This is a genomic window from Thermomicrobiales bacterium (assembly GCA_023954495.1).
Classification (GTDB): Bacteria; Chloroflexota; Chloroflexia; order Thermomicrobiales; family CFX8; genus JAMLIA01.
On the sequence record JAMLIA010000012.1, the window covers coordinates 1 to 11,986 of the forward strand.

The following is an 11,986-nucleotide window of genomic DNA, read 5'->3' on the forward strand; positions in this document are numbered from 1 at the left end:
GGCACCCTGCGATAGCGGATGATGGTGTAAACCAACAATCCCTCAACCAAAAAGAAAACAACTGCTGCGCCGATCCAGAGAAAGCCATAGACATCCCAGATCCTGGCTGCCGCATCACCCTTGCGGATAAGCGTCGACTGTGGTGCATCCCCACAAGCCGTAAGAAGCAGCGTCATCATCGTCATTGTGACGAAGAACAGCACCCGGGACAGATTGTTACGCTGGCCACTACCGGACCGTCGGCCTGAAAGGCGACGAACCATTCCCCACTAACCTTTCCCCGCGACGACTAACCACCAAGGAAATGTGAAGCAGAACGGTGAATCAGATGGCCCAGTCTAGCACACGCGACACGTTCATCCAGCCGAGACCCAACCCAGTACTCGGCTGAGGTTGACGGACCTGCCGCTCAGGACAGACTGAGAACTCCTCCGGTCACTAGCATAGCCGACAAACGCCGCATGCTCAACATCACTCACCGAAATGCATCACGCATTGCCGGAATGATGATACGCCCAATTGCCTCCACTGCGGCAAGGGGACTCGGGCCCAATGGCGGACCGAAGCTGATATGGCGCGCACCCATGTCTACGAGCGACTCCAGTTGCGGCAGCAGTTCGCCCGCTGTGCCAACAATGCCGATCCGTAGCATCCGTTCATCAACCAGCGCACGAGCACGCTCAGGATCGCGCTCGGTCATCAGCGCGTGCTCAAGCGGACGAAAGTCTTCCTGCAGGACACCGAGTCGATCCCAGATGAGCGGACTCAAGGCGTGGCCGTAGTAAGCGATCTTGTCGCGCAAAACGCGTTCTGCGTCGGCGTGACTCTCAGCAATCGAGCACCAGATGCAGGCCGCCAGATCGATCTCGTCCATGCCTCGTCCGACTGACGCAGCGCCCTCCGCGATATACGGCGCGACGGTAGCGTAATGCTGCGGAGGGAACAGCAACGGCAGCGCGCCATCGGCCAGCTCGCCAGACAGGCGCAGCATCCGAGGGCTCATCGCCGCCAGATAGATCGGGATACGGCGATTGCCGGGCCGCTTGCCGAAGCGCAAATACGCCTCCGGCTCCCAGCTCGGCGCGGCCTCGCCGTCCAGCACCGAGCGGATCTGCAGTATCGCGGCACGCGTGGCGGCCAGCGGGCGATCGCGCTCGATGTGGACCCACTTGAGAAACTCGGCAGCCCCGGCACCCAGCCCGAGATTGAAGCGACCGCCGCTTAGCTCATCAAGCGTCGCGGCAGCCATCGCGATTTCAGATGGGTGCATCGAGTAGGGGTTCAGGATGCAGGAGCCGATTTCGATCCGGCTCGTCGCCTGCGCAACCGCCGCCAGGATCACCGGTGCCGAGCGCAGAAACAGATCGTGGCTCACCCAGAACTGGTCAAAGCCCGCCGCTTCAGCAGCGCGCGCCAGGGTGACGTAGTCGGCGATCGGCAGATCGTTGTTCAGCCGCAGCGAGAAGCGCATCAGCGTTCAGCATCCGCAGGGATAATGGCTTCCGCCTCGATCTCGACCAGGTACTCATCGCCGACGAGTCGGCTGACCTCAACGAGCGTATTCGCGGGACGAATCGCACTGAAGAAGCGCCCGTGGACACGGCCAATCGTCTCCCAGTCGTCGGCGTTAACGACGTAGATGCGCGTACGCACGACGTCAGCCAGCGCGGCACCGGCGTCGACGAGTGCGCGCTCGATCTTGCGGATGATGTAGTCCGTCTGCGCAGCCGGATCGCCAGCGCCAACGACCTCGCCGGCCTCATCAGTTGCGGTTGTGCCGGAGACGTGAACAACCTGCCCAACGCGCACTGCCCGCGAGAACCCGACAATCTCTTCCCAGATCGTCCCCGACGACACAATCCGGCGATCTGAGTCCATATCTCGCTCCCGTCCGATCAGCCGTATCCCAAAGCGCGAGTATCCCACGACTGCCGCATATTGCAGCTTGCACGCGCTCAACGCAGTGCTATGATCGGGCTATGGCACCCACGCTCGTACCGCAATGACGACGGAGGGAGCAGCAGATGAAGGGCCGCAACCGCCAGGGCCGCGAAACGCGCAAGGCGAAGAAGCCCAAACCCGCAGCCAAACCCAATGCCCGCGCCGAGAATATCCCCGGCAGGTCCATCACGCAGGCGCAGCCACGGCACTGAGTCGCATTGACCAGCGCACTCTGTCCGGCAGGGACAATAGCCAACCTGACCAGGAGGCACGCACCGACGTGGCCGGGGATTCGGCCGGGCGTATGCGATACGCTTCTACATTGTGGCAGGCTGCCGGTCGGACAGGCAGGCGCTGGCTGGTCATGTCCTCGTGTGCGACAGCCACTATCTCCTCTGTCATTCTGAACTCAGTGAAGAATCCGTTCCCCCATTCGATTGCCTCAAACGCAGGAGAGATTTCTCACTGCGGTTCGAAATGACAGGGACGATGGGTTGCTGCCGACTAGTCAGTTTGGCGTTGACAACCTACTGAGTGAGCTGTCAGCGTCAAGGTGTCGAATAGCTGCCCACGGCAGCATCCTCATTAGCCTGTCATTTCGAGGCCGCAGCCGAGAAATCTCTCCTGCGTTGGACTGCGTCGAACGGGTGGGAGATCTTTCGGTTGCGACCTCAAGATGACAGGTGATGGTGATGGCTGTCGGATCGGGCGACTTGGCATTGACAACGCGTTGGGTCGTTGGGCGCAGTGGTCTTGTCAGGCGAGCGAGCCGCCGCCGATACCTTCATAGGGCAGCGCTGGCGCTGTCATCGCCGTGAGGCGACACTCCCCCGCGGACGTGCAGCGGCTCATTCTGCGACCCACGGTCAGTCTGCCGGAGGGCGGATCGCGTGGGAAAGGTTGGCTGGTGCCTAGTCGGCGGCGGAGGCTTCCTGCACGAGCGATGCGCGGAAGCGGTCGATGCGCTCGTCCATAGGGAGCAGGCTGCACGTCTCGCACTTCTCGCGGCCCGGCAGCCGGTAGTTCAGGCAGCAGCCTGAGCGCACCTGCAGCATCTTGAGCTTGCCGTCGTGTGCGATCGGCACGACGGCGGCGCGGCGCTTGTCGGTCATGCGGTTGACGAACGCCGGGACCTCAGTTTCGACAACTGCGGGATCGCCGATAACGTCGCCCATCCAGATCAGTGCCGATACCATGCGATCGACGTAATTCGCACGCATGCCGTTGACGCCATATGGTGCGACCGTGCGCAACGTCGCGAACATCGGCTCGGCGTGCTCGTCCGTGAATGAAGATGCGATGTAATCGCGCAGGGCGTCAACATCGGGCAGGATCGTCGCGTCGGGGTGGGCTGCGTCGGGGTCATCCGGGAGCGCATAGAAGCGGCGGGATGAGAAGCGCACGCCGTAGCCTTTGATGTTGAGCCAGGTGTGGGCGGTACTGAGGTCAGGCACGCGTCGTTCGAGCAACATGCAGGCAGCCGCGCCGAGCATCGGCGGCCAGAAATAGCCGAGCACAAGGAAGCTCGCCGCGATCTGGCGAAATCCTGCGCTCATCTCGTAGACGTCCTCGACATAATCGAGATAGGACGTGACCATCGCAGGGTCGTGGATCACGTCGCGCGCGCAGATCATGCCTTCGTCGGGCTTACCGAAGCTCGCCGAGAAGTAGGGCACCTTCTCTGCTGCCCTGGCCATTGTCTCCTCGATCGGCGAACGGGTTGCCTCGTTGCTGGTAGTCTGCACGACTGAGCCTTTCCTCATGGGTCCGGGTTCCGACTATCCGACGAGCAATTCGTCGGCGACCTGCGTGTCCGATCCGGCGACTGAGTAGGGCATGACTAGCGGTCGACCGGTCAGTGGGTCGGTCATGATCGTCGACTCGATGCCAAACACTTCGCGGACAGTGTCAGTTGTCATGACATCCTCCGGCGCGCCGCTGGAGACGACTCGACCGTCCTTCAGCGCGACGACGAGGTCGGCGTAGCGCGCGGCCATATTGAGATCGTGGAGGATGACGACGATCGTGCGGCCTTCCTGGCGATTCAGCGCCCAGGCGAGGTCCAGCAGCTCGATCTGCGCGGCGATGTCGAGGAAGGTTGTTGGCTCGTCGAGTAGCATCACCGGCGTGTCCTGCGCCAGGGCCAGCGCCATCCAGGCGCGTTGCCGCTGGCCGCCGGACAGTGTGTCGATGTCGCGATCCCGCAACGCACCGATCGCACAGCGCTCCAGCGCAGCCTCCACGGCGACCTCGTCATCCGAGCGCCACTGATGGAAGATCGACTGATACGGCGCGCGACCGGCTGAGACGAGGTCCTCGACGAGGAATCCGGCCGGAGGCGTTGGTCCCTGGGTGAGCAGGGCGCACTTGCGGGCGAACTTGCGGTGTGAGCCGCGACAGATGTCGCAGCCATCGAGATGCACCTCGCCCTTGCTCGCCTTGAGCAGGCGGCTGCAGGTGCGTAGCAGTGTTGACTTGCCGCAGGCGTTCGGCCCGATGATCGCGGTGAACTTACCCGGCGGGAGCGTGAGCGAGATCTGATCCAGAACAATGCGCTTGCCGTAGCCTGTGCAGATCGAGCGGATATCGAAGCCGGTCGCATCGGTGTGCAGAGCGGCAGGCGCGGAGTTATCCACAACGGCGCTCTGCGGGATGCAGAAGGGTGCGTCCGTCAGCGGGTGCATGAAAACATCGCAGTTGACGCCGTACAGATCGGACAGCATCTGCGCGTCGAGAACGTCGGCGGGAGCACCGTCGCATAGAATGCGGCCGTCCCGCAGCGCGATGATGCGGTCGCTGATCCGGGCTGCTTCATTCACGTCGTGCAGCACCATGACGATGGTCCGGTCGGCCTCGCGATTCAGCCGCTGGACCAGCTCGAGGATCTCCATCTGGTGGCGAATGTCGAGGTAGGTGGTCGGCTCGTCGAGCAGCAGCAGCGGCGTGTCCTGCGCGATCGCCATCGCCATCCAGGCGCGCTGGCGCTGGCCGCCGGAGAGTTGGTCGATCGGTCGGTCTTTGATGTCCTCAATGCCGGTCAGGCTCAGCGCGTTGGCTACCGCGTCATTGTCCTGCTGTGAAGGTGGCTGCAGGAACCCCTGGTGCGGGTACCGACCGCGGCGAACGAGGTTCTCAACCGTGATGCCATCTGGCGGAATCGGTTGCTGCTGCATCAGACCCATGCGCTTGGCGACTTCGCGGGTTGGCAGGCGATGGATCTCCTGCCCATCGAGCAGGATCGAGCCGCCGTCCGGTCGCATCAGGCGGGCGAGTGCGCGGAGCAATGTCGACTTGCCGCACCCGTTCGGCCCGAGAATCGTTGTAATCTCGCCCTTGCGAATGCTGGTCGAGAGATCGATCACGATCGGATCGGCTCCGTATGACAGCGTCAGATTTGTCGATTGCAGAGTATCCATGTCCACCTAAATCCGTGTGTTGTAGCGGTACAGCAACAGCAGGAAATACGGCGCGCCGACGGCGGCAGTGACAACCCCGGTCGGCAGAGAAACTGGCAGGAAGTGCTGCGCGATTACGTCGGCGACCAGCAGGAAGCAGGCGCCAAGCACAGCCGAGAACACCATGACACTACCCGACAGTGGGCCGGCAATCATGCGGGCCATGTGCGGGACCATCAGGGCGACGAAACCGATCGGGCCAGCGAGTGCCGTCGCGATGGCACACAGGCCGCAGCCGACGGCGATGAGGCCGAGGCGCGTGCGCTCCAGCGGCATGCCGAGTCCGCGTGTCACATCGTCGCCGAGCTGCATCGTGCGCAGTGGCCAGGTCAGCACAATCGCCACTGGCGTCAGGATCGCGAAGCCGATCGCCAGCATGCGGACATCGCCCCAGGTACTGCCGTAGAGCGAGCCCATTTGCCAGACGACGGCTGGACGCACGATCTCAATTGGGAAGCGGACGATCATCATTGTGATCGCTGCGTTGAGCGTGGCACCGATGCCGATGCCGACCAGGATCAGGCGAGATGGCGAAATGCCGCCCTTCCACGAGAGCACGTAGATGAGCGTCGCGGTGGCTATTGCGCCGATGAATGCCGCCACCGGCAGGAGTGCCTGTACCTGGCTGGTGACGATCCAGAAAACGGCAGCCAATGCTGCGCCGGTCTCGATGCCGATGATGTCGGGAGAAACGAGCGCGTTGCGAACCAGCCCCTGGAAGATCGCGCCGGACATGGCCAGACTGGCACCGATAAACATGGCTGACATCACTCGTGGGAGGCGCAGGTTGCGGACGATCAGCTCCTGATCAGGAGTACCGTCGCCGATTGCTGCCTTCACAACATCGAGGAACGCGATGTGATAGCTGCCGAGTGTCATCGCCCATGTCCCGACTGCCGCGAGCAGCATGAGCGTGAGTCCGGCCATCAGCAGCACACGGCCATTGAAGCGCGCTGAGAAGTAGCGGGTGCGGACGACCCGGTGTCGCGCGCGCTGCGACGGGCCGACGGGCTGGCTGAGATTCATGCCGTCCATCAGCCGCGCTCCATAACCGTACGACGCGCCAGATAGATCAGGAATGGTGCGCCAACTAGTGCCGTCATGATGCCGACCTGGATCTCTGACGGCCGGAGCAGGATGCGTCCGCTGATGTCCGCGACGGTCAGCAGCAGGGCACCGGCGAGCGCTGAGTACGGCAGAACCCAGCGGTAGTCCGGTCCGACAATCGAGCGCACGATGTGCGGTGTTGCCAGCCCAACGAACGCAATCGGGCCTGCGATCGAGACGGCTGCGCCGACCACGATCACGACCAGCACCGAGCAGATCAGGCGGATGCGACCGGTCTGCATGCCGAGCGCCCGGGCCGAGTCATCGCCGAGGTCCAGCACATTCAGCTGGTGACCGAGGAACAGCAGAACCAGACTGCCGCCGATCAGGAACGGTGCGAGCGACCAGAACGTGGCGAGATCGCGCCCGACGACGGAGCCGGCCAGCCAGAATCTGACAGTGTCCAGCGTGTTCTCATCAAGCAGGAGCAATGCACTCGTCCACGAGCCGAGGAATGCCGACAGGACGACGCCGGCCAGCGCCAGCTTGATCGGTGATGCGCCATCCTGGCCCGTCGACCCGATTGCGAACACGAGCAGCGACGCCGCAAGTGCGCCGATAAACGCGAACCAGACGTACTGCGATGGTGTGCTGAGGTGCAGGTAGTAGGTCACGGTGACGACTGCAAAGGTCGCGCCGCTGCTGACACCGAGGATAGACGGATCGGCGAGGGGGTTGCGCGTGACACCTTGCATCGTCGTGCCGGCAATGGCCAGCGCGGCACCGACAGCGATGGCGATGACTGTTCGCGGCAGCCGGAGCGTCCGAACGACGGTCTCGTTATAGACGTCGCTGTTGTAATTGAAGAGCGCGTTCCACGCATCGCGGGTGCTGATGTCGATTGAGCCAATGCGCAGGCTCAGCAGGCCAACAATAATAACTGCTGCAAGGCCGATCACCAGGCCGAGACTACGCCAGGCAATGCCAGCGCCATTGACGCGCGCCAGCGGCTGAGCTGGTTGTACTCCCTGCATTCGCTTCCCGGTCCCCCGTAAGCTACTCTGCGATCGTCTCCCCAGTTCGACGACCAATCCCGAGCACGCTACTCGGCTATGATATGCCGAACCGATGACCCGGCGCAACGTGTATTGCCATCTTGGCGACGGGCGTGGCTGGGTTTCCTTTGTAAATCCCGACAAATCAGACTATATTACTCGGGTATTTAACGTAGGCGGCCATGACCGTGGCCATCATGCGTGCCAGTGAGAGGGATTCAGAGAACCTGATGAGTGAGAGGGAAAGATCCGTGTTCGTAGGAGGACGGAGATTCAGTCGGCGGAAGCTGCTGGCTGCGATCCCGGGTGGCTTGCTGCTGGCTGCCGGTCTGGCGGCATGCGGTGGCGATGACGACGAGTCCGGCTCATCGGCGACAGCGACCACAGCCCCTGCCGAGCCAACAACCGCTGCCGACACAGCGTCACCAACGACTGCTACATCGCCAACGAGCGAGGCAGTGGCGACAACGTTCCGGCTCATCCCGCTTCCGCCTGAAGAGCTTGGCGCTCCGCCGGTGCCGGAGGCGGCGGTCTCGACTGCCGAAGGTGCCGTGCCTCACGCTGCTGCGGTTGCCGCGTACGACGACTTCGGCACTGATGCTGCTCCAGGTGTCTTCCCGCGCATCGTGCGCCACGCCAATGGCGAAACGGAGATCTCGACCAAGCCAGAGCGGGTTGTCGTGCTGGACAGCGGTGAGTTCGATTCCGTTGTGAATCTGGGGATTAATCCGGTTGGGACGCTCACCTACGACGTGGAGTTCCTGCCCGAGCATCTCAAGGCACCCTTTAACAATGCAACGCATCTGGGCCAGCTGAGCGAGCCCGACATTGAGGCGATTGCCGCACTCAAGCCGGACCTGATCCTCTCCACCAATGTGCGCCACGAAGCGATCTATGAGACGCTGGCCGCGATTGCGCCGACCGTGTTCGGCATTAGTACCGGTGTCGTCTGGAAGCAGAACTTCGCGTTGCATGCCGCTGCGCTCGGCCTCGAAGAAAAGGGCGCAACGGTGATCGAAGCGTACGAGGAGCGCGTCCGCGACCTCAACGCCAAGCTGCCAAACCCGCGTCCGACTGTCTCCATCGTTCGGGTGCTCACAGACAACCTGCGCTACTACCAGCGGGCGAACTATAGCGGCACACTGCTGACCGACCTGGGTTTGCCACGTCCCGAATCGCAGAACGTCGATGACTTCGCTCTGTTGAACCAGAGCCTCGAGACGATCGGTGCATCGGCACCGGCTGACTTCATTTATGTCAGCCCGTATGCTGGCGAGCAGGACGATTTCGCCCAGCAGATGCTGTCGAGTCCGCTCTGGACCGGGCTCGAAGCGGTCAAGGCCGGCAACTTCATGGTTGTCAGCGACGATGTCTGGATGGCCGGCATCGGCTATCGTGCCGCCGAGCTGATCATGGATGACATTGAGGCGACGCTCGTCGGCCTTGAGGTTGGCTCTGGAGCGACTGATTCGCCATCCGGCGGCTGGACGTTCACCGACGATCGCGGCGTCACCGTGTCACTGGCCGAAGCACCGAAGCGGATCGTCGCTCAGACGACATCGGCCGCCGTGCTATGGGATTTCGGTCTCAAGCCGGTCGGCGTCTACGGCCCGACGGATTTCCAGGCCGGTGACATCAACTTCGACGAGGTCGAGTACGTTGGCGACTACGGCGCGCTTGACATGGAGAAGCTGATCGCCCTGAAGGCCGACATTTACGTTGACCTGACGCCAGATGGCACCGCCCTCTGGTATCTCTCCGCTGACGAGCAGAAGCGGGTTGAGGCGATCATGCCGACGCTCGGATTCACCATGCAGGGTGTCTCCGTTCTGACTCAGATCCAGCGCTTCGAGAGTTTTGTTGAAGCGCTCGGCGTTGATCTGAGTTCCCCGGAGCAAGCCGCCATAAAGTCAGACTTCGACGACGCCGAGGCAGAACTGAAGGACGCCATCGCATCGAACCCGGGCCTGAAGGCCATTGTCATATCGCCGACTCCGGAAGAGATCTACGTAGCCTCACCCGACTTCATGATCGACATGTGGTATTGGCGTGATCTTGGTCTCGACCTGGTCGAGCCAGAGACTGACGATTACTGGGAGATCCTCAGCTGGGAGCAGGCGAACAAGTATCCCGCAGATCTGATCCTCGTTGATGCGCGTTCCATCGATCAGCTTGGTGAGCTGGATTCGATCGGGACGTGGACCTCGTTGCCGGCTGTGGCGGCGGGGCAGATCGGACCGTGGTACGCCGGTGCACCGTATAGCTACGTGCAGTTGGCACCGACCATGAGGGAACTCGCCGGCATCATCCGCGATGCCGACGCAAACCTCGTCTGACTCTCACGAGGCAGGCAAGGTTCACCTATCGGAATCCCGCAAGCGGCGTGCTGACCGGCACGCCGCTTGCCATTTCCACAGCAATGACGCCGAAAGCGTTGACAGCCACCGTATTATCAGCGGAACACGGTATCCGTCGGGACGCCTGTGACACGTAGTCGGTGATGAACGGCGTGTCAACGACGCGAGACCCGTCTGCATCGGCTTTTCATCAGTGCTACGCATCCCGATCTGTGACATCGTGGAAAAATTGACCATGCGCATGCGTGGTGTTATCCTCGTGGTGGGTGTCCGTACACCCTATGGAGCGTGAAGACGACGCCGATTCTGATGCATATTCCGTGCGGAGACGTCGCCCCGAACGACATCGTGTGGGGTTGATGCTCTGGGGATGGAGTGGTCGAGTGGACCTACGAGACTGGGGATCGCGAGATCCGGATAGCGGGACCGGCCGATCGCGTTCGGGCGGCTTGGCCGGAGCGACGACATTGACGCCGTTCATCCCGCAGTTCGAGTGGTCGCCGGAGTCGCCGGATTTCCCGCTGCCATTCCCGGGCGGCGCTGAACGCGCGGCAGTTGCTGCACACGCGGCTGGTGATGTGCGACCTGGCGCTTCGTTGGAGGAAGTCTTTTCAACAACGCCGAGCTGGATGAAGCTAGCCCCGGTGGCTCTGCTGCTCTTCGCGGTGACAGCGTTCGCCGCCTGGCAGCTCCTTGGCACTGATGACAACAGCCCGCCAGCGACCAGCACCGTTGGCACATCCGCCCTGTCGACAACCGAGACCAACGGCTCAGCCACACAGCGCCCAGGTGCAGGCGGCGCTGAGGCCAGCCCGACTGGCGGATCTGCGGTGGCGGGCTCGACCAGCCAGGCAACGGCAGACTCAACGGCCACCAATGGCGAAGGCGAAGTCGGTGAGGGCGAGACCGGGACCGGATCATCTGCACCCGGCACCGATGGGACGCAGGCACCGATCGTCGCGCAGACCGTTGACGACGGTGAGTCGCTGGCGGATGTCGCACGGACGTGGGGACTGAACGTCTCGACCCTCGTTTGGGCGAATCCGGACATCGACGATCCGACGGCCCCGCTCGAAGGTGGTACGTCCATTTCGGTCCCAGTCGTCGATGGTGTGACCTACACCGTCCAGGACGGCGACACGCTGGAATCTATCGCGGCGCAGTTTGATGTCGACACATCGGCAATCACGGGTGTCATTCAGAACGGCGTGGCGTCGAGTGCCGATCTGCAACCCGGCTCGACTATCACGATCTACAATGCCCGGCCAGTGAGTCGTCCGACAGTTGCGCACTATACCGTGGCCAAGGGTGATGATCTGTGGAAGATCGCCAGCTTCTACGGCCTGAATCCGGTCACAATCGCCGTGGCGAACGACTTGCCGGACGACTACCTCATCTACCCGGATCAGGTGCTGGTCATCCCGCCGGCAGACGGTATTCTCTACACCGTACAGGCGGGCGAAAGCGTCGAGACGATCGCCGCAGCCTACAACGTCGCAGCAGACGTCATCATCAACTTCCCGTTCAACAATCTGTCCGCCGGACAGACGCTGCAGGTCGGACAGCAGATCCTGATTCCGACGGTCGACCTCTCCAACGCTGCCGGTGGCAAGGGCGGTGTCGATGTTGGACCGGCCCAGGACCCATTCGCGGAGACGGCTCAGGCGACGGGTGCGGCTGAAGCAACGGGAACATTCATGTGGCCGGTCACCGGAACCGTTACGACTGAGTTCGGCGGTGGCCACAACGGCCTCGATATCGCCAACGTCGCCTGGACGCCGATCGTTGCTGCAGATGGTGGCGTCGTGACCTTCTCCGGCTGGAACGAGTTCGGCCTGGGCTACGCCGTAGCGATTGACCACGAGAACGGCTACGTCACGTGGTACGGCCACATGGTCGAGCCTCCGGCAGTGAAGGCAGGCGATCGCGTCAGCCAGGGACAGTGGCTCGGAAGCATGGGCTCGACGGGCAAGTCGACCGGCCCGCACCTTCACTTCGTGGTGCTGCACAACAGCATCTACGAGAACCCACTTCAATACCTGCCATAACGCTGGGGTACCAGGGAGGTGGGCACGAGCGAGACCGGCAGCAGCCGTCTCGCTTGTGCCGATTTCTGCGTGCTGCCCGAATA

9 protein-coding genes are annotated in these 11,986 nt (G+C 62.5%); 2 read left to right on the forward strand and 7 right to left on the reverse strand.

Annotation, left to right across the window (positions count from 1 at the left end; all coding sequences use genetic code 11):
* The 7 genes from M9890_03845 to M9890_03875 all read right to left on the reverse strand — a co-directional run.
* On the reverse strand, positions 1–263 hold a 263-nt coding region (locus tag M9890_03845), incomplete at its 3' end, for a hypothetical protein (protein MCO5176093.1).
* Positions 264–475: 212 nt separating this feature from the next.
* Entirely contained in the window at positions 476–1,471 is a 996-nt protein-coding gene (locus tag M9890_03850; GenBank protein MCO5176094.1) for an LLM class flavin-dependent oxidoreductase, read from the reverse strand.
* A complete protein-coding gene (locus tag M9890_03855; protein ID MCO5176095.1) occupies positions 1,471–1,878 on the reverse strand; it encodes a RidA family protein in 408 nt (135 codons plus the stop codon). The genes M9890_03850 and M9890_03855 overlap by 1 nt, the downstream gene beginning before the upstream one ends.
* A 974-nt stretch (positions 1,879–2,852) precedes the next feature.
* The gene (locus M9890_03860; protein ID MCO5176096.1) at positions 2,853–3,686 is read right to left on the reverse strand and encodes a (2Fe-2S)-binding protein; all 834 of its coding nucleotides are present in this window, start codon (positions 3,684–3,686) and stop codon (positions 2,853–2,855) included.
* Between the two features lie 33 nt (positions 3,687–3,719).
* Positions 3,720–5,357 carry an ABC transporter ATP-binding protein gene (locus tag M9890_03865; GenBank protein ID MCO5176097.1) on the reverse strand — a complete coding sequence of 546 codons (1,638 nt, stop codon included), beginning with the start codon at positions 5,355–5,357 and terminating at the stop codon, positions 3,720–3,722.
* 6 nt (positions 5,358–5,363) lie between these two features.
* Positions 5,364–6,431 (reverse strand): iron ABC transporter permease, encoded by a 1,068-nt coding sequence (locus M9890_03870; protein ID MCO5176098.1) that lies wholly within the window; start codon positions 6,429–6,431, stop codon positions 5,364–5,366.
* Positions 6,431–7,477 (reverse strand): iron ABC transporter permease, encoded by a 1,047-nt coding sequence (locus M9890_03875; GenBank protein ID MCO5176099.1) that lies wholly within the window; start codon positions 7,475–7,477, stop codon positions 6,431–6,433. The genes M9890_03870 and M9890_03875 overlap by 1 nt, the downstream gene beginning before the upstream one ends.
* Before the next feature lie 272 nt (positions 7,478–7,749).
* On the opposite strand from M9890_03875, the gene M9890_03880 reads away from it, so the two are divergent.
* Together M9890_03880 and M9890_03885 are read left to right on the forward strand one after the other, a co-directional pair.
* Positions 7,750–9,834, forward strand: a complete 2,085-nt coding sequence (locus tag M9890_03880; GenBank protein MCO5176100.1) for an ABC transporter substrate-binding protein — start codon at positions 7,750–7,752, stop codon at positions 9,832–9,834.
* A 404-nt stretch (positions 9,835–10,238) separates the two neighbouring features.
* Positions 10,239–11,903, forward strand: a complete 1,665-nt coding sequence (locus M9890_03885) for a LysM peptidoglycan-binding domain-containing protein (GenBank protein ID MCO5176101.1) — start codon at positions 10,239–10,241, stop codon at positions 11,901–11,903.
* The last annotated feature ends 83 nt before the right edge of the window (positions 11,904–11,986 follow it).

Coding starts and splice junctions, on each gene's coding strand:
- M9890_03870 (MCO5176098.1), bottom strand. CDS start 6,431: ATGGACGGCATGAATCTCAGCCAGCCCGTCGGCCCGTCGCAGCGCGCG.
- M9890_03875 (MCO5176099.1), bottom strand. CDS start 7,477: ATGCAGGGAGTACAACCAGCTCAGCCGCTGGCGCGCGTCAATGGCGCT.
- M9890_03855 (MCO5176095.1), bottom strand. CDS start 1,878: ATGGACTCAGATCGCCGGATTGTGTCGTCGGGGACGATCTGGGAAGAG.
- M9890_03865 (MCO5176097.1), bottom strand. CDS start 5,357: ATGGATACTCTGCAATCGACAAATCTGACGCTGTCATACGGAGCCGAT.
- M9890_03850 (MCO5176094.1), bottom strand. CDS start 1,471: ATGCGCTTCTCGCTGCGGCTGAACAACGATCTGCCGATCGCCGACTAC.